Annotated in this window: 20 protein-coding genes; 7 read left to right on the forward strand and 13 right to left on the reverse strand. The window is 61.4% G+C overall.

From position 1 onward, the window contains the following. Positions 1–306: 306 nt before the first annotated feature. The 3 genes from znuB to HQL56_10555 form a co-directional block, all read right to left on the reverse strand. Positions 307–1,113: a zinc ABC transporter permease subunit ZnuB gene (gene znuB / locus HQL56_10545; protein MBF0309955.1), complete on the reverse strand. Its 807-nt coding sequence runs from the start codon at positions 1,111–1,113 to the stop codon at positions 307–309. 306 nt (positions 1,114–1,419) lie between these two features. After that, entirely contained in the window at positions 1,420–2,211 is a 792-nt protein-coding gene (locus tag HQL56_10550; GenBank protein MBF0309956.1) for an ATP-binding cassette domain-containing protein, read from the reverse strand. Beyond that, positions 2,187–2,684, reverse strand: a complete 498-nt coding sequence (locus HQL56_10555; GenBank protein ID MBF0309957.1) for a transcriptional repressor — start codon at positions 2,682–2,684, stop codon at positions 2,187–2,189. Before HQL56_10555 ends, HQL56_10550 begins: the two co-directional genes overlap by 25 nt. Positions 2,685–2,829: 145 nt before the next feature. Here HQL56_10555 and HQL56_10560 point away from each other — a divergent pair, with 145 nt between their 5' ends. After that, positions 2,830–3,741, forward strand: coding sequence for a zinc ABC transporter substrate-binding protein (locus HQL56_10560; protein MBF0309958.1), 912 nt, complete (start codon positions 2,830–2,832; stop codon positions 3,739–3,741). Here HQL56_10560 and ccoS read toward each other — a convergent pair. The 4 genes from ccoS to purM are packed head-to-tail and all read right to left on the reverse strand — an operon-like array spanning position 3,653 to position 6,452. After that, positions 3,653–3,907: a cbb3-type cytochrome oxidase assembly protein CcoS gene (gene ccoS / locus HQL56_10565; GenBank protein MBF0309959.1), complete on the reverse strand. Its 255-nt coding sequence runs from the start codon at positions 3,905–3,907 to the stop codon at positions 3,653–3,655. The genes HQL56_10560 and ccoS overlap by 89 nt on opposite strands. A 9-nt stretch (positions 3,908–3,916) precedes the next feature. Then, positions 3,917–4,717 (reverse strand): sulfite exporter TauE/SafE family protein, encoded by an 801-nt coding sequence (locus HQL56_10570; GenBank protein MBF0309960.1) that lies wholly within the window; start codon positions 4,715–4,717, stop codon positions 3,917–3,919. After that, positions 4,714–5,397 (reverse strand): phosphoribosylglycinamide formyltransferase, encoded by a 684-nt coding sequence (locus tag HQL56_10575; protein ID MBF0309961.1) that lies wholly within the window; start codon positions 5,395–5,397, stop codon positions 4,714–4,716. Before HQL56_10575 ends, HQL56_10570 begins: the two co-directional genes overlap by 4 nt. After that, on the reverse strand, positions 5,394–6,452 hold the full coding sequence (gene purM, locus HQL56_10580) for a phosphoribosylformylglycinamidine cyclo-ligase (GenBank protein ID MBF0309962.1): 1,059 nt from the start codon (positions 6,450–6,452) through the stop codon (positions 5,394–5,396). The genes HQL56_10575 and purM overlap by 4 nt, the downstream gene beginning before the upstream one ends. 158 nt (positions 6,453–6,610) lie before the next feature. Here purM and HQL56_10585 point away from each other — a divergent pair, with 158 nt between their 5' ends. The 3 genes from HQL56_10585 to HQL56_10595 are packed head-to-tail and all read left to right on the forward strand — an operon-like array spanning position 6,611 to position 9,043. Beyond that, positions 6,611–7,756 (forward strand): DUF2066 domain-containing protein, encoded by a 1,146-nt coding sequence (locus HQL56_10585; protein ID MBF0309963.1) that lies wholly within the window; start codon positions 6,611–6,613, stop codon positions 7,754–7,756. After that, the gene (locus HQL56_10590; protein MBF0309964.1) at positions 7,753–8,310 is read left to right on the forward strand and encodes a CDP-alcohol phosphatidyltransferase family protein; all 558 of its coding nucleotides are present in this window, start codon (positions 7,753–7,755) and stop codon (positions 8,308–8,310) included. The genes HQL56_10585 and HQL56_10590 overlap by 4 nt, the downstream gene beginning before the upstream one ends. Next, on the forward strand, positions 8,297–9,043 hold the full coding sequence (locus HQL56_10595) for a hypothetical protein (protein ID MBF0309965.1): 747 nt from the start codon (positions 8,297–8,299) through the stop codon (positions 9,041–9,043). Before HQL56_10590 ends, HQL56_10595 begins: the two co-directional genes overlap by 14 nt. A gap of 511 nt (positions 9,044–9,554) precedes the next feature. On the opposite strand, the gene aroB is transcribed toward HQL56_10595, so the two are convergent. Continuing rightward, positions 9,555–10,643, reverse strand: a complete 1,089-nt coding sequence (aroB, locus tag HQL56_10600; protein ID MBF0309966.1) for a 3-dehydroquinate synthase — start codon at positions 10,641–10,643, stop codon at positions 9,555–9,557. Positions 10,644–10,791: 148 nt separating this feature from the next. Here aroB and HQL56_10605 point away from each other — a divergent pair, with 148 nt between their 5' ends. Then, positions 10,792–13,233, forward strand: coding sequence for a PBP1A family penicillin-binding protein (locus HQL56_10605; protein ID MBF0309967.1), 2,442 nt, complete (start codon positions 10,792–10,794; stop codon positions 13,231–13,233). 63 nt (positions 13,234–13,296) lie between these two features. Here the strand turns inward: HQL56_10605 and HQL56_10610 are convergent, their stop codons facing one another. The 3 genes from HQL56_10610 to rpoH are packed head-to-tail and all read right to left on the reverse strand — an operon-like array spanning position 13,297 to position 14,856. Continuing rightward, positions 13,297–13,701: a type II toxin-antitoxin system VapC family toxin gene (locus HQL56_10610; GenBank protein MBF0309968.1), complete on the reverse strand. Its 405-nt coding sequence runs from the start codon at positions 13,699–13,701 to the stop codon at positions 13,297–13,299. 16 nt (positions 13,702–13,717) lie between these two features. Continuing rightward, on the reverse strand, positions 13,718–13,933 hold the full coding sequence (locus HQL56_10615) for an AbrB/MazE/SpoVT family DNA-binding domain-containing protein (GenBank protein ID MBF0309969.1): 216 nt from the start codon (positions 13,931–13,933) through the stop codon (positions 13,718–13,720). A gap of 59 nt (positions 13,934–13,992) precedes the next feature. Further along, complete coding sequence (gene rpoH, locus HQL56_10620; protein MBF0309970.1) at positions 13,993–14,856, reverse strand: RNA polymerase sigma factor RpoH; 864 nt, start codon at positions 14,854–14,856, stop codon at positions 13,993–13,995. Between the two features lie 167 nt (positions 14,857–15,023). Here rpoH and HQL56_10625 point away from each other — a divergent pair, with 167 nt between their 5' ends. Beyond that, a complete protein-coding gene (locus HQL56_10625; protein MBF0309971.1) occupies positions 15,024–15,788 on the forward strand; it encodes a 1-acyl-sn-glycerol-3-phosphate acyltransferase in 765 nt (254 codons plus the stop codon). Here HQL56_10625 and rsmA read toward each other — a convergent pair. Next, a complete protein-coding gene (gene rsmA / locus HQL56_10630; GenBank protein MBF0309972.1) occupies positions 15,756–16,550 on the reverse strand; it encodes a ribosomal RNA small subunit methyltransferase A in 795 nt (264 codons plus the stop codon). The two genes, HQL56_10625 and rsmA, sit on opposite strands and share 33 nt — an antisense overlap. Positions 16,551–16,628: 78 nt before the next feature. On the opposite strand from rsmA, the gene HQL56_10635 reads away from it, so the two are divergent. Beyond that, positions 16,629–16,922, forward strand: a complete 294-nt coding sequence (locus tag HQL56_10635) for a hypothetical protein (GenBank protein MBF0309973.1) — start codon at positions 16,629–16,631, stop codon at positions 16,920–16,922. 252 nt (positions 16,923–17,174) lie between these two features. On the opposite strand, the gene HQL56_10640 is transcribed toward HQL56_10635, so the two are convergent. Beyond that, the gene (locus tag HQL56_10640; GenBank protein MBF0309974.1) at positions 17,175–17,483 is read right to left on the reverse strand and encodes a hypothetical protein; all 309 of its coding nucleotides are present in this window, start codon (positions 17,481–17,483) and stop codon (positions 17,175–17,177) included. Positions 17,484–17,594: the final 111 nt, after the last annotated feature.

Genomic DNA, 17,594 nt, shown 5'->3' on the forward strand with positions numbered 1-17,594 from the left:
GGTTGAACGTCAACAGCAAAAGGAAGAGTCCCAGGGCGCTGCCCTGGACCCGTCGCCGTATACCTGAACAGATACGAAAACTCAAACCTTGGCGGAATTGGCACGTTCAAAGATGGGGAGGATGAGTCCCTCCCCTGGCCCCCTCCGGGCGGGTCGAAGAGATGACAGGGTTTGGAGGTGGTGCAGCGTTGGGTATTCCTCCTTTTGGCTTCGACCCGCCACGTCAACGGCTAAAACCTCGGGGCTCCGCCCCGAACCCCGCCGGGGGGGATAATCCCCCCCGGACCCCCGTATTTGATAAGGGATTTACAACCGAATAACCCCCACCTTGCGTCCCCGCCAGAAAAAGCCGCCCAGAAAGAGCAGCATGGCCGCAATGACGATAGAGGGACCGGAAGGGGTGTCCAGATGAAGAGAGGCCCAGAGTCCCATCGTCACCGATAAGGTGCCGAACAGAACCGACAACACCGCCATCTGCTCCGGACTGCGGGCGAAATGGCGGGCTCCCGCCGGGGGAATGATCAACAACGAGGTTACCAGCAGAATTCCGGTGAGCTTCATGGCCACCGCGATTACCAGGGCGATGAGCAGCATGAAAAGCAGCCGGATGCGTTTGACGGCGATGCCTTCGGCCCGAGCCAGATCTTCATGGAGCGTCATGGCCAGCAGTGGGTTCCAAATGCGGGAGAGGACCACCAGAACCACCACGCCCCCGCCGTAGATCCAGATCACCTCCTCCAGGGAGACCGCCAGCAGATCGCCGAAGAGGTACCCCATGAGATCGGTGCGCACCCAGGGCATGAACGCCAGGGCCAGAAGACCCAGGGAGAGGGCGCTGTGGGAGAGGATGCCAAGCAGGGTGTCGCCGGAAAAACGCGGATGGTGCTGCAAGCCGACCAGGGCCAGGGCGATGGCGCTGCACACCACCACTACACCCGCCACCGGCGGGGCGCCCAGAAAAAGCCCCAGAGCCACCCCCAAAAGGGCGCTGTGAGCCATGGTGTCGCCGAAATAGGCCATGCGGCGCCAGACCACGAAACAGCCCAGGGGTCCGGTTACAGCTGCGACTCCCAAACCCGCCAGCCACGGCAACAGCAGAAACAGATCCTCCATAGGTATAGCCCTGCCTTTTAATATTTTATCCTTTAGAAAGTAAAAAAAGAAAATGTTCTATCTTTTGGCTTTTGTTTAATAATTATATTGAAAAGTATCTGTTCAGGTATAAGGGGGATTATCCCCTCCGACGGGTCCAGGTCGGCGCTCCGGGACTTTCCCTTTCGCCGTTGACACGATCATGCTGCGCTGTGCAAGGGCCTGATTAGTTGCGATAATATTATTGAAAATACCAGAACAACATAGTCAAAACATTTTCTTTTTTTGATACTTAAAAGACAAAATATTGAAAAGAAAATATAATTATTAGTAATACACGATGCGTTCCTCCCTGGTCAGCGCAGGCGCTTCGGCATGGGTATGATCCTGACACCGATGGTGATGCTCGTACACGGCCAAGGCCCGGGTCGCCTGTTCACCGAACAGCCGCACGAACTCCGGATGCCGACTCACCTTTTCAGGCGTACCCTCACAACATAAATGACGATTGAGACAAATCACCCGATGGGTCGCGGCCATGACCACATGCAAATCATGGGAAACCAGCAGGATCCCACAGCCGTGATGCTCCCGCAAATTGGCGATGAGTTGATAAAGCGCCGCTTCTCCCAGAAAATCGACCCCCTGAACCGGCTCGTCCAGCACCAGAAGTTCCGGTTGGCGCAACAGGGTTCGGGCCAGCATGACCCGCTGGAACTCCCCACCGGAAAGCGTGTGCAGAAAAGCCCCCGCCAGGGCTTCCACGCCGGTTTCCCCCAACACTCCCCGACGCTGCCCCGGCGTGGAGGGATGGGCCAGCTCCAAAAAACGCTCCACCGTCAGCGGCAACACCGGATCCACCGGCATGCGCTGCGGCACATACCCGATACGCAACCCCGGTTTGCGCCAGACGACCCCCTCATCCGGGACCACCAAACCCAACAGCACCTTGATCAAAGTCGATTTGCCGGCCCCGTTCGGTCCGATCAAGGTCAGAATCTCGTTGCGGCTTACCGTCAGCTCGACCCGATCCAGAACCGGTTTGCCACCACGGGTCAGCGAGATGCCGTCGGCTCGAAGCAGGATCTCCTCGTCTACGAGGCCCGACACTGCGGACACTCCCCCTCGATCTCGATATTGACCCGCTCCACCCGAAAACCCAATCCTTCCGCCACCCCCGGAAAAGCGCCGGCAATGCTGTCCGCTGCCGTCTCCGCCACCACCAGACAACGCTGGCAGATCCAGTACTGAACCTCCCCCTCGGCATGGGAACGGCGACAGGCGAAATAGGCGCTGCGTCCTGCCAGACGATGCACCAACCCCAACCCCATGAGGAAATCCAGGGCCCGATAAACCACCATCGGCGCCAGACGACGCTGATGGCCCCCCATGCGTCCCAGAATGTCATACGCCCCCAGAGCCTGATGGCTGGAGGCCAGAATCTCCAATACCTGCCGACGATGGGGCGTCAGCTCCGCCCCCTGTTTCAAACACAACTCCCGGGCGTGGGTCAGCAGATCACGCATGCACTCCTCATGATCGTGACCGGGAGCCGGAAAAGGCTGCTCCGGGAGCGTTGCGGCAGCGTTCATCACAGGTAATACCTCCGGTTCGCAGAGTTTCGACAGACCTTGACAGTGTAGGGTGAATGGGGCTATCAAGCAAGGGATGTTATAATGTAACGTGTACAGGGAGGAGAGCGGTAACATGCGATGCCGGATCGGATGGGGGTGGGTTTTGTTGCTATGGCCAGTGATCACGGGGGTGGAAGCGGCCCCGAAAGTGGAGACCAGTATCCGCCCGTTGCACGCACTGGTTTCCGGAGTGATGGCGGGAGTTGGGGAGCCGGGGGTGCTGGTGAGGGGTGCGGCATCTCTGCACACTTACAGCCTGAGGCCTTCGGAAGCCCGGCGGATTGCGGAGGCCGAGGTGATCTTCTGGGTGGGGGAGGAGTTGGAGTTGTTCCTGCGCAAGCCGTTGCGGCATGCCGTTCGGGCGAGGGTGGTGGCGCTTGGGGAGGTGGAGGGGTTGAACCGGTTGACCTACCGGCAGGGACAGGAGTGGGAGGAGGGTGAAGCGGCGGAGGAACACGACGGGGAGGGGGATGACCACCACCATCACCACGATGGCTATGACGGCCATATATGGCTCGATCCGGAAAATGGCAAGATCCTGGTGGCAACCATGGGCAAAATATTATCGGAGATCGATCCCGAAAACGCTGCCCGCTACGGGGAGAACGTGACGCGGATGCACGCCAGACTCGATGCCCTGCGGGAGGAGTTGCAGGCCCGGTTGGCCCCGGTCAGGGAGCGGCCCTTCGTGGTGTTCCACGACGCCTATCACTACTTCGAAAAGCGTTTCGGCCTGAAGGCGGTGGGGCGTGTGGCCCTGGACCCGGAGCGCAAACCCGGCGCAAAGCATCTGAAGGCCTTGCGGGAGCGGCTGGAAGGGGCGGGGGCGGTCTGCCTGTTTGCCGAACCCCAGTTTGAGCCCCGCATGGTGGAGACCCTGATCCGGGGCACCCGTGTGGCCAAGGGGATTCTGGACCCGGAGGGGGTTACGGAGCAGGCGGAGGGGGAGGAGGGCTATTTTCGTCTGATGCGGAATCTGGCTTCGGGGCTGGTGGAGTGTCTGGAGCGGAAGTAGCGGAGGGCGGGTGTTGAAGGGGCTCCTCGTCATCGTCGAAGAGGATGCGATGCGCCGGGCCTTCCAAGTCGTCGAGCTGGCCCGATTTGACGGACCAGGCCAGCAGGGCCAGATCGATGAGTCCCAGAAGCAGGGCCAGGGGGAGCAGGAAATAGATGACATCCATGACCGGGCTTCAAGGCAGAAGGAGTTTGAGGCCGACGACGCCCAGCAGCAGGCCGAACCAGCGTCGCAACATCACGGGATCGAGATGGTGGGCCAGTCGCACACCCAGAGGGGTGGTGATCAGGGAGCCCATGACGATGCCCAGAAAGGCGTGGGGTACCACGAAGCCCATGGCCTGGGGGGGCAGGGCGGTATGGTTCCAGCCTTCGTAGATGAAGCCGGAGGTGCCCACCAGGGCCAGACCGATGCCGATGGCCGAGGAGGTTCCCACCGCTTCCAGTATGGGGCGGCCCGCCAATAAGGTGAGGGCGGGGACCGAAAGGGTTCCGCCGCCGATGCCGAAGAGAGTGCTCAAAGCGCCGATGCCCACTCCGATCAGGGTTTGCGTGGTGGGTTGCAGGGTGCCGTGGACCTCCCGGCTGTCGGGCTTGACGGGCTGAATCATTTTCAGACCCACGGCGATTTCGAAGATACCGAACAGGGTTTTCAGGGCGAAGGCTGCCATGAGGGCGGCGATATGAGAACCGAAAACGGCTCCGAGCAATACGCCGGGGGTGAAATGAGCCACCATGGTCCAGTTGACGCTGCCGCGCCGATGATGGTTCCAGGTGGCGGAGAGGTTGGTGAAGACGATGGTGGCCAGGGAGGTGCCGAGGGCCAGATGCATGGAGATGACCGGATCGATACCATCCAGGTAGAAGAGGAAGAGCAGGGCCGGAACCACGATCAGTCCGCCACCCACGCCGAAGAGGCCCGCGATGATGCCGGCGGCCAGACCCGTGAGCAGGGAACCCGCCAACAGGTAGGTCATGAGTGCGGACCTGGCAAGGGGGGGTTGATCAGGGGGGAGGGTGGGGAGGTCGGTTCCTGGGGATCGGGCCGGATGAACACCCGCCTGCCGCGAACATCCAGCCGTTTCTGGGCGAAAAGCCGCACGGCCAGGGGATAGATGCGGTGTTCCTGCTGTAAAATGCGTCCGGAGAGGGTGTCGGCGTCGTCGCCGTCCAGAATGGGCACTACCGCCTGGACCACGATGGGACCGGAATCGACCCCTTCATCGACGAAATGCACCGTGGCTCCCGAGAAGCGCACGCCCGCATCCAGGGCTTGTTGCTGCACATGCAGGCCGGGGAAGGCGGGCAGCAGGGCGGGATGGATGTTCAACAGCCGACCCCGGTAATGTCGCACGAAAAGAGGGGTCAACACCCGCAGGAAACCGGCCAGGCAAACCAGATCCACGCCGGCTTTGTCCAGTTTCCGGATCATGGCCGATTCAAAGGCCTCCCGGCTGGGGTGGTCCCGATGGGAGATCACGGTGTGGGGGATGCCGTGGCGTTCGGCCCGGGTCAGGGCCAGGACATCGGCCACGTTGCTGATCACCAGAACCACACGACCCGGAATGAAGCCGTCTTCGCAACGGTCGATCAAGGCCTGCAGGTTGGACCCGGAGCCGGAAACCACCACCCCGATGCGCAGATCGGTTTCGTTCATCGCAGAACCACCGGTTCGCCATTCTCTTCCCGATGTTCCACCTCGCCGAGGCGGAAGGGGGTTTCGCCGCAGGCCATCAGGTGTTCCATGGCCTCCCTCACCGCCTCCCGTGGCACCACGAGAATGAAACCGATGCCGCAGTTGAAGGTGCGCAGCATTTCGTGGTCGGAGATGTTGCCGAGACCTTGCAGCAGATCGAAGAGGGCGGGACGCCTCCAGGCGTCGTGTTGGATGGCCACGCGGCAGGAGTCGGGCAGCACCCGGGGAATGTTGTCCCAGAAACCGCCCCCGGTGATGTGAACCATGCCGTGAACCGGTACTTTCTTCAGCAGGGAGAGAACCGGTTTGACGTAGATGCGGGTGGGGGTCAGCAGGGCCTCTCCCAGGGTGCCGTCGCCGAAAGGGGCGTCCAGTCCCGGCCCCCCTGCTCCCAGGACCACCCGGCGGATCAGGGAGTAGCCGTTGGAATGGGGGCCGGAGGAGGCCAGTCCCAGCACCACGTCGCCGGGACGGATAAGCTCTCCCGTCACCACCTGTTCCCGGTCCACCAGACCGACAGCGAAGCCGGCCAGGTCGTATTCGTTGGGACCGTAGAAGTCGGGCATTTCCGCAGTCTCCCCGCCGACCAGGGCGCATCCGGCCTGACGACAGCCTTCGGCGATACCCGAAATCACCGTTGCGGCGATGTCGGTATCGAGTTTTCCGGTGGCGAAGTAGTCGAGGAAAAAGAGGGGTTGCGCCCCCATGACCAGCAGGTCGTTGACCGACATGGCCACCAGATCGATGCCCACGGTGTCGTGTTTCTCCATCAGAAAGGCCAGCTTGAGTTTGGTGCCCACCCCATCGGTGGTGGAGACCAGCACGGGATTGCGGCAGGTGGAGAGATCGGGGGCGAAAAGGGAGCCGAAACCGCCGATCCCGGTCAGAACCTCGGGTCGGCGGGTGGATTCCACGGAAGCCCGGATCATCCGTACCAGCCGGTTGCCGGCATCGATGTCAACCCCGGCATCCTTGTAGGTGATGGAGGGTTTGGTCTCGTCGTGGAGCATGGACATGGGTGTTTCCTTTCCGAAAGCGGATACGAAGAACGCTTCCTTCCGCCTTGGGAAGGGTTTGTTCCACTGCGCGTAACGGAGTACTATACGGTTGGGGATTTTGGCGACGCAATGCGTCTTGCAGGAAAAATCCGTTCGGACGTACTGGAGGATGGGCTATGGGAATGCGGAAATCGCTGCGTAGCATGGTGCTGGTGCTGTTTTGGACGCTGATTTTCTTGCCGGGTTCGGCGGCTCGGGCAAGCGAGAATCTCTACCGGGTCACGGGCATCCATCTTTCCGTGGATCAGCTCGCCGTTTCCAAAAAAGGGCAGGATGCCCGTTCCGAGGGTTTGCAGATGGCGCGGCGCTCGGCCTGGGAACGTCTGTTGCGCCGTCTGATCACCCGGCAGGATCGGGAGACCCATCGGGCCAGGCTGACCGAGATCGAACGGGATCTTTCCGCACTGATCGAACGCCTGGTGGTGCGCTCCGAAAAGCAGCGCGGCGCCAGTCTCGATCTGGAGGTGGAGATCACCTTTTCCACCACGGGGGTGAAAGAGGCCTTGACCCGAATCGGCGTTCCCCACAACCAGACACCGTTTCCGGGGGTTCTGCTCTGGGTCGGCATGCGGGAGAAGGGGGATCAGGTCACCCTGCTGGAATCCGGACATCCCCTGACGGCGCTTATCCAGGCGGCGGCGGCGGAGAGCGGCATGCAGACGGTGCTGCCTCTCCTGGACATGGAAGACATGATGAACCTCACCTGGCCCCGGTTGCATGTCGGTGACGCCACGTTGCTGCCCTGGGCCATCGGGCGCTACGGGGTCAAAGAGATTCTGGCGGTCGCGGTGGAAGTGAAAAAAGCAGCCGCCTCCGGCAAACCGGGAGAGGGCGCGGGCGGCGCGGTGCAGTTGGTCCGGCTGAACGAACAGGAATCGGCCCGTTCGTTGCAAGGAGATGTTCCGGTGGCCAAAGGGGATGAACGTCAGCTTCAGGAACGTCTGGCCCAAACGGCAGGAGGCCTGCTGCAAGCGTGGATGGATGAATGGATCCAGGGCCACCTCTCCGCTCCGGGACAGGATCACGCCGTGTCGATACGTCTTGTACACGAGCATCGTCTGGCACGATATGGAGAAATGTTGACGGCCTTGGGCCGGTCGCCGGGGGTGTCGCAATTGCGCGTGGTCGGTTTGCTCCCGAGGGAGGCGCACTTGCGCCTGCAGTACCAGGGAGCGGAGGAACGCTTGATGGAGGCACTGGCCCGGTTGGGCGGCACGCCGGAGCGTTCCGGAAACGAACTGCTGGTCAGGTTGCAACCGTGAATCTTCCAAACGCCCTATCCTTCTTGCGCATCCTGGCCGTGCCCGGTTTCGTCTGGCTGCTGGTCAGCGCCCGTGTGGAAGCGGCCTTCTGGCTCTTCATCGCCGCCGGTCTGACCGACGCCCTGGACGGCTATCTGGCCAAACAGTACAACCTGGTCACGGAACTGGGTTCCTATCTCGATCCTCTGGCCGACAAACTTCTTCTCGTCGCCGGCTTCATCACCCTCTCCTATCTCGATTGGATGCCTTTGTGGCTCACCTTCATGGTGGTCACCCGGGATATCATCATCATCGGCGGGGCCATCGTCTTCCTGATGCTGACCAGCAGCCTGCGCATGGAGCCTCTCTGGATCAGCAAGGTCAACACCTTCGTACAGATTGCCCTGCTGACCAGCACCCTTCTGTGCATGGCCCACGATCTTTCCGAGGATCTTCTCAAACCGTTGATCTGGATCACCGTGGCCACCACGATGAGTTCCGGCGGGATGTACATCATGGAGTGGACCCGCCGGGCCACGGCGGCGGAGAGGGGGCAAAGCGATGGCGAATCGTGAACTGCCCTCGCAGCTCCTGCTCGATTTTCCGCTCAATCCGGTCTTTTCCTACGGCAATCTGATCGTCGGCGAGGGCAATCGGCAGGCTTGTCAGGCGTTGCGCGATCTGAACCTGCTGCCGGGAGAACTCCTGACCCTGGTGGGGGAGGAGGGTACCGGCAAGACCCACCTGTTGCAGGCCACGGTGCGCCAATGGCGACTGCAGGCCGGTGAGGAGGGGGTGGCGGTCTATCTGGATATGGATCTGCTTTCCGCCCATCTGACGGAGACCGGAGGCAGCGGCGAGCAGGTTCTCTCCGACCTGATGAATCGATATGCCGCGTGCCGGTTGGTGGCGCTCGATGATTTGCAGGAGCTGGAAAACCATGCGGCGTTGCAGGAGGGGGTTCTGTTCCTGTTTCGCCATTTGCGGGAGCGGCAGGGTCGTTTGGTGTGTGCTTCCCGTCGTTCGCCGCTGCAGTTGGTGTTGCGGCCGGATCTGGGCAGCCGTTTGAGCCTCGGTCTGGTGGTGCCGGTGCTGCCACCCGGAGACGAGGAGCGGGCGGAGATCCTGCGCAAGATGGCCATCGACCGGCAGGTGCGGGTGGGTGAGGAGTTGTTGCGTTTTCTGGCGGCCCGGCTGCCGCGTCGTGTGGCCGACTATGCCCAGGCCATCGATCATCTGGATCAGGAGGGTTTGCGTCAGCAGCGCCCGTGGACCATTCCTCTGGCCAAAGAGGTGCTGGGGTTGTAGGTGGTGAGTTTTTCAGTCCAACGGGGGTCCGGGGGGGATTATCCCCCCCGGCGGGGTTCGGGGCAGCGCCCCGAGGTGTTGACGTTGACGTAGCGGTCCCCAGCATCAAGGAAATCGCATCACCTCCCACCCGCACGATCCGGACGACCCGCTGAGGACCGCGGGGGGCAAGGGGGCCTCATCCCCCCATCCTTTTTGGAGGTGCCAATTCCACCGAGGTTCAGGTTTCCAAGAATAAGGATCTCTTTCTCTCGAATAACCCTGGCTGTGTCTTGGTGGTGCGTTCAAGGATGGGGAGGATGAGTCCCTCCCCTGGCCCCCTCCGGCGGGTCGAGGGGTGACACGGTGTAGAAGCGGTTCGAAGTTGGTCATTTCACCTTTTGGCCTCGACCCGCCACGTCAACGGCTAAAACCTCGGGGCTCCGCCCCGAACCCCGCCGGGGGGGATAATCCCCCCCGGACCCCCGTATGACTGAAAAGACCACGGAACCCGCGCGCGGTTTCCTTCGCCTCAGACGATGCCGAAATCCCGCAAGGTGGCTTCCACCTCCTCGCGGGGGATGTCGGCTTCCGTGGTGGCCCTGCCGATGCCCTGCGGCACCACAAACCGCATGCGTCCGCTCCGGACCTTCTTGTCCCGCCCCATGACTTCGAAAAAGGCCTCTTTGGAAAGGGGCGGCGCGGAGACGGGCAGTCCGGCGCGGACCATGAGCGCCCGCATGCGCTCCACCTCCTCCTTGCCATGGCGTCCCAGCCGCTCCCCGAGACGGGCGGCCATGACCATGCCGATGGCCACCGCCTCCCCGTGCAGGATCTCCCCGTAACCGATCAGGGTCTCCAGGGCATGGCCGAAGGTGTGCCCCAGATTGAGCAGGGCGCGCACCCCGTGTTCCCGTTCATCCTGCCTCACCACCTCCGCTTTGATGGCGCAACTGACCCGGATGATCTCGCCGAGCCACTCGCCGTCGAGGGCCAGGAGATGGTCCATACGCTCTTCCAGGAGGGCGAAGAAACCCTCGTCCCAGATAATGCCGTACTTGATGACTTCCGCCAGACCCGCCGCCAACTGCCGTTTGGGCAGGGTGGTCAGGGTCTCCACGTCGATCACCACCAGCCGCGGCTGGTGAAAAGCGCCGATGAGATTCTTGCCCAGGGTGTGGTTGATGCCGGTCTTGCCCCCGACGGAGGAGTCCACCTGAGCCAGCAGAGTGGTGGGGATCTGAATGAAATCGATGCCGCGTTGAAAGCTGGCGGCGGCGAATCCGGTCATGTCGCCGATCACCCCGCCACCCAGAGCCAGCAGGGTGGAGCCGCGTTCGAAACGATGCCGGATCAGCTCGGCAAAAAGGGTGTCGAGGGTCTGCCAGTTCTTGTGGACCTCGCCGTCGGGCAGCACCACGGGCAGGCACTCCAGTCCGTGATTTTGCAGGGCGGCCGTCACTCGCGCCAGATAGAGGGGGGCCACGGTGGTGTTGCTGACGATACCCACCCGTTTCTGTTTGAGCAGGGGAGCCACCCATCCGCCCAGACCGGCGAGAAGTCCAGAGCCGATATGAATGTCGTAGCCGCGTTGGCCGAGATCAAGGGTCAGGATGGGCATGGGCTGTTTTTTCACCGAAAGCGGGGTTGAAATTGGACGAGGATTCTCGCATTCCGCACGCAAGTCACGCATAATGCCACAGGGTGGCTCGTTGTGGAATATGGCTTTTTCCTTTTGCTCTCTCTTTCGTTCCGCGGTGTGACCGTTCATGTGGAAGTGGCTCAAGCGTCTGTTCTATCTGATGATCATCGGCCTGGTCGCCGGGTTGCTGGTGGTGTGGGCGGCTTTCCTGAAATATTCCAAGGATCTGCCGACCTTGGACGAATTGGCCCATTACGAACCCAGTCTGGTGACGCGGGTTTTCGCCCGGGACTATCAGCTTCTGGGTGAATTCTTCGTGGAACGACGCCAGTTCGTACCCCTGGCCGAAATTCCCCAAATGGTCATCAACGCCTTCCTGGCCATCGAGGATACCGATTTTCTCTCCCATTCCGGCATCAATCCCCGGGGTATTCTGCGGGCGGCTTATGCCAATTTCACTGCGGGCCGTCTGACCCAGGGGGCCTCCACCATCACCCAGCAGGTGGCCAAGAACTTTCTGTTGAGCAACGAACGCACCATGGGGCGCAAGATCAAGGAGGTCATCCTGGCCTTCCGCATCGAGGAGCAGTTCACCAAGGAAGAGATTCTGGAGCTTTACCTCAATCAGATCTATCTGGGGGCCGGGGCCTACGGGGTGGGCGCGGCGGCGCGCATCTACTTCAACCGGGATATCTCGGAGTTGGAACTGGGGCAGATGGCCCTGCTTGCCGGATTACCCAAGGCTCCCAGCAAATACAGCCCGTGGCGTTATCCCGAAGCGGCCAAACATCGGCAGATTCTGGTACTCAATCGCATGGAGGAGGTGGGTTTCATCACCCCGGAGGAGAATCTGGCGGCGCAGGAGGCGGCTTTGGGCCTGGCCCGACCGGAGGTTCCTCTGGAGCAGGTTTCCCCCCATTTTCTGGAGCATGTGCGTCGCACCGTCTCCCAGGAGTGGGGTTCCCGGCAGCTCTACCAGGGGGGATTGGATGTCTTCACCACCATGGATCCCCGTTTGCAGCGTCGCGCCCAGATGGCGGTGCGCAAGGGTCTGGTCGAGGTGGACCGGCGTCATGGTTTTCGTAGCGTGCTGGGCCATCTGAACGATCTTTCGCCGGAAGGTCTGGCCCGCTGGCAGAAGGTGGGTGCGGGGGAACCCAATTCCAGTCACCATTTCGTCAAAGGGGTGGTCCTTGCCGTGCCCAAGGATGCCAAGGGCAGCGCCGAGGTGCTGTTGGTGGACGGACGGCACATCAAGCTGGGGTTGGAGTCGGTGAGTTGGGCGCGCAAGGCGCTGGAGCGCGGCGCGATGGGAGCTGCCGTGAAGAAGGTGGCCGATGTCCTGGCCAAGGGCGATATCATCCTGGTGGAAGAGAATCAGGGGGAGCAGAAAGAGCCCCATTTCCTTTTGGGACAGCAACCGGCCCCGGAGGCGGCATTGGTGGCTCTCGACCCGCATACCGGGGAGATTCTGGCCCTGGTGGGTGGTTTCGATTTCAACCTGAGCGAGTTCAACCGGGCCACCCAGAGCCGTCGTCAGCCGGGCTCCTCCTTCAAGCCGTTCATCTACGCCACGGCCATGGAGCACGGCTATTCCCCCGCGTCCAAGCTGGATGACAGTCCCATTCCCCTGACCTACCGGGATCCGGAGACCGGGGAGACCAAGGTCTGGAATCCGGAGAACTACGAACACAAATATTTCGGGCCCACGACCCTGCGTGTGGCTTTGGAACACTCCCGCAACCTGGTCACCATTCGTCTGCTGAAGAACGTCGGTTTGCCCATTGCCATCCCCAAACTGAAGCAGATGGGTTTCCCCATTGCGGCGGATCGGGCCAACCTTTCGGTGGCGCTGGGATCGGTCGATTTCACCCCCATGGACATGGCCACCGGTTATGCGGTTCTGGCCAACGGCGGCAAGCAGATCAAACCGGTGCATATCGCCCGGGTGCAGGACCGGTACGGGCGCACGGTTTTCCGCCATCAGGGCGGGGATTGCCTGCTGTGTCATCAGGGGCCGCGTCAGGGGGTGTTGATGACGGATGCCCTCAAGCCGGTGCATGCCCAGTTCCAGAACCGGGTGTTGACCGAAGAGGCGGCCTATCAGGTGACCAACATGCTCAAAGGGGTGATTTCCCACGGCACCGGGCAGCGGGCCAAGGAGCTTGGCTGGCCGCTGGCGGGCAAGACGGGGACCACCAACGACATGCGGGATGCCTGGTTCATCGGCTACACCCCTTTCCTGGTGACGGCGGTGTGGGTGGGCAAGGACGACTACAAACCGTTGGGACCGGGCGAGACCGGCGCCAAGGCGGCGTTGCCCATCTGGATCGATTTCATGCGGGAGGCGTTGCGCGGGCGTTTCCCCACCGATTTTCCGGTACCGGCGGGCATTCATCTGGAAGAGATCGATCCGGAAACGGGCCGTCCGCCCAACGCCTCTTCCCGTCGGGTGGTTCTGGAGGCCTTTTCGGGGGATGACGATCGCAGACGTTTGGACGAGGTGGATCAGCCCGGTACCGGCAGTCCGGGACCACCGCCGCCGATTCTGGACGGGGGATTGTACTGAAAAAGGAAATGTTCTGTCTTCTGACTTAAATCGATAAAGGGAGTTAATCGATGGAACGTTTCCTTAATTGGATATTTCTTTGGACGGATCCAGCACTTCGAGCTGGAAATAGCGCAGGTATCCTCTGTCGCGACTGAGAAGTCCGTATCCTCTGACTGCCGCATGGGCTCCTATGAGGAAATCCGGTAATATTCTCTGTCGGTTGCCTCCCTGTTCGCGGTAACGTCGAAAGACCCGCCCGGCCAAAAAGGCGGCATCGACGGGGATGGACTCATAGCGAAACAGATAGGGTGAGAGCAGGGCGTCCAGATGGGACTTGTCCTCGAAGCAGCCGGCCAGTTCGGCGTAGACGATGGGATTGATGATCAAGTTGGCACCCAGGCCGACTCTCTCCAGCGCGGCCATCGACAGAACTCCGAAATGAGGATCAGCCAGGACACAATCCATCAGGATGTTGGTATCTACCAACCAGTTTTGCATCCTTTCAATCTCTTAAAAGGGCCATGAGTTCATCGGTGGTCCGATCACTTTTTACCTGACCGTATAAGTTGTTGATCAACCTTTTCCTCTCTGCTTGGCTTTTCACCAGCTTGATTTCACCATCTTGCTCAACGAACTCGACTTCCGTGTTCGGGAGTAAACCGAAACGTTCCCGAATGGCTTGAGGAATGGTGACTTGACCGCGTTCGCTGATGCGCATGGGACTCCTCCCGGCAGAATATGAATATGGATTCATATTCTGCCTTGGGTCGTTGTTTGTCAAGCGGCATCTACCACCAGATCGGCTTGCAACGGGGCCAGCAGGGTTCTCAGCTTCTCCATGGCGCGTTTTTCCAGTTGGCGCACCCGCTCGCGGGAGATGCCCATCAGGGCTCCCAGTTCGTCGAGGGTTTTGGGTTCGTCGGTCATGAAGCGTTCCCGCACGATGCGTTGCTCCCGCGCATCCAGAGTGCCAAGGGCGCGGACCACCTTTTCCTGTCTTAGATTGCCTCCTTCACGGGCCAGGAGGATGGCTTCGGCATTGGGGCGACGGTCCGGAAGCAGATCCTGCAGTTCATCCCCGTCCTCCACGGCGGGGGCGTTCAGGGAGGAGTCGCGTCCCGAAAGGCGTCCGGCCATCTCGATGACCTCTCCCGTCTCAACACCCAGTTCGGTGGCGATGCGTTGCGCCTCCTGGCGGTCCATCTGCCCGATGTTGCGGCGCAGCTTGCGCAGCGAGAAGAAGAGCTTGCGTTGTGCGGTGGTGGTGCCGATACGCACCAGGCTCCAGGAGCGCAGAATGAACTCCTGAATGGCGGCCTTGATCCACCACAGGGCGTAGGTGGAGAGGCGGAATCCCTTGTCCGGGTCGAAGCGTTTGACCGCATTCATCAGACCCACGGCACCTTCCTGCACCAGATCCAGGACCGAAAGCCCGTAATGGCTGTAGTCCCTGGCAATGCGAACCACATAGCGCAGATAGGAGGTGACCAGGGTATGGGCGGCTTCGAGGTCGTTGTACTGCCGATAGCGCCGGGCCAGATGGTACTCTTCTTCCTGGCTCAACATGGGGTAGCGGTCGAACTGACGCAGAGTGCTGTCGAGTTCGCCCAACCCCTGGATGGAAACAAGGCTGTTTTCCATAGGACGGTTACTCTCCCGACGGATGGTGTGGTCGACAAATTTGACGCACGCTAAGGGAAAAAGTTCCTGGCCGGTTGCGTTTTGACCGGGCTTTCCGCAATCTTTCATCCAGGAAACTCGCCTCCGGCAAACTCCATATCTGTACCCTGTTCGGGAAATGCAAGGCCATGCTCTGGATTCGATCGGCTTTTTTTTTCGTTTTTTTCATTCTTGGCATCGTTGGCTATGCCGCCGCCATCGTCGTGGCGTCGCCCGTGGCCTCCCTGGCCTTTCGCCGGGGCCTTGCCGCCGCCTGGGGCCGCTACAATCTGCGCATGTTGGCCCTCTTCTGCGGACTGCGCCATGAGATCATCGGCGCGGAAAACCTGCCCGCTCCGCCCTACCTGATCATGTCCAAACACCAGTCGGCCTGGGAGACGGTGGTCTTCTACGGGCTGTTCCCCTCCCTGGTTTGGGCGCTGAAGAAGGAGTTGGCCCATATTCCCTTTTTCGGTTGGGCGCTGCAGGCCACGCAACAGATCTTCATCGATCGCGCTCATCCCACCGAGGCGATGAAGCAGTTGCTGGTGAGGAGTCAGGAGGAGTTCAAACGGGGCAGCTCCCTGGTGGTTTTCCCGGAGGGCACCCGGATGGCTCCGGGCAAGGTGGGGGATTACAAGGCGGGAGGCATCGGCGTGGCCGTGGCGGCGGGCGTGCCCATCGTGGCCGTGGCCCACAACGCGGGCCTCTTCTGGGGGCGACGGGAGTTCGTCAAACGTCCCGGCGTGATCCGGGTGCGTATCGCCCCACCCATTGCCACCCATCAACTGGGGCGTCGGGAGCGGCAGGCCCTGTTGGAACGGGTCAAGGAGAGCATCGAGGGCATGATGGCCGAAATCGGCTGTCCGGGGGAAGCCGATCTACCCCCGGCGGGCGGACCAGAGGAGAGCTAGGCGGGCAAATTCCGCCAGACTCAGGGTCTCGCCGCGACGCATCGGGTCGATTGCCGCCTCTTCCAGCAGGTCGGACGACTCGGGCAGCAGGCTCCTCAGGGCGTTGCGCAAGGTTTTGCGCCGCTGACCGAAGGCGGCGCGCACCACCTGCTGCAAAGCCGCATCCGTCGGCATGGGGCAGAGGGGTTCCTGCCGGGGGGTGAGGTGGATCACCGTGGCGTCCACATCCGGGGCGGGGACGAAGCGGTCTCGGGGTACCTGCAGAACGATGCGTCCATGCATCCACAAACCACGATATACCGAAAGAGTGCCGTAGGCCTCGGTGTCGGGCTCGGCCAGCAATCGGTCGGCCACCTCCTTCTGCACCATCACCGTGATCGATTCGAAGGCGGCGCGTTCTTCGAAGACCCGCATCAACAACGGGGTGCTGATGGAAAAGGGCAGGTTGGACAACAAGGTCAGGGTTCCCCCCCGCTCTTGAGCCAGTTCGGTGAAGGAGACTTCCAGGGCATCGCCGTAAACCAGTTCCAGCTCGCCCAGATCCCGGGTGCGCTGCCGCAGCAGGGGGATCAGACGGGCGTCCCGTTCCACCGCCCAAAGTTTTCCCATGCGGCGCAACAGGGGAACGGTAAGGGCCCCGAGTCCGGGACCGATCTCCACCACCCGGGCGGCGGGGCCGATCTCCGCACCGTCCACGATGCGGGCGATCGAGGCTTCGCAGGAGAGGAAGTTCTGACCCAGACTCTTTTGGGGGCGTACCACGCCTCCGGAAATCAAACGGCGCAAACGCGGATATTCATCACCCTGTTCGGCGGCAAGGACCGAGGAAGGAGCATCGCGATGGGGGAGGGAAACACGACCTGCTGGCATTGTCATCACATCCTGGAGGTGTCGGAGTTCGGGCGCGGCTCCACCTGTTCCGCCTGCGGTCGAAGCAACCGCGCCTGCCGCAACTGCCATTTTTTCGATGAGAGTCTGTATAACGGCTGCCGGGAAAATCGGGCGGAACGGGTGGTGGACAAGGAGACGGGCAACTTCTGCGATTTCTTTCGACCGGGGCGAGGTTCGACAAAACCTTCCACGCCGGACCAATCGGCCCGAAGCCTGGCGGAGTCGCTCTTCGGAAAGAAGTAGGGAAGAGAAAAAAGGCAGCGACGCGCCACCAAAACCTCTTGGGGAGGAACTCTCGACAAGTGGTCGCGCCGCTGCAAGGAGGGAGGAATGAAAGCAGAGCCGATTTCCTTCTGGAGAAAGACTCACTTTCACTCCCTATGACAGGCGATGCGGGAGTTCGTTCCATTTTTGAATATCAATTTTTCACTTTTTTCCCGGAATTTGCCGGTCGCCGCCCGTAACGGGTGGCGACCGGCGTTCCGGGAGAGAGGCTCAAGGCCAGAAGGGGGCTCGCGGATAGAAATTCGACGGGGCCATGCGGTCACACATTCCCGGCTGATAACGTTCTTGCAGGGACTGGTGGTAGTTCATGCAGGGACGGGCGTTGGCACCGGTTTTGGGGCATTTGGCCATGCCGTCCTCGGCCATGCGCTTCAGGCTGGCGAGTTGATCGAGACAACGCTGACGCCACTGGCAAGCCATATACTGGTTGATGGCGGCTTCGGTTTGCACCGAAGGGGGCCGGCAACGAACCGTCTCTTCGGCACTGGCCGGTGGGGGGCTTTCGGGAACGGGGCGCACCGCCGGGGCGGGGGCCGGTTCCGGGGCTGCGGCCAGCGGGGGTTTTGCCGGAGGCGGTGCAGGGGGTCGATTTTCTGGGAGAAGCGGCGCTTTATCAACTCATCGCCAATT

This window comes from Magnetococcales bacterium (assembly GCA_015231925.1).
Taxonomy (GTDB): domain Bacteria; phylum Pseudomonadota; class Magnetococcia; order Magnetococcales; family JADGAQ01; genus JADGAQ01.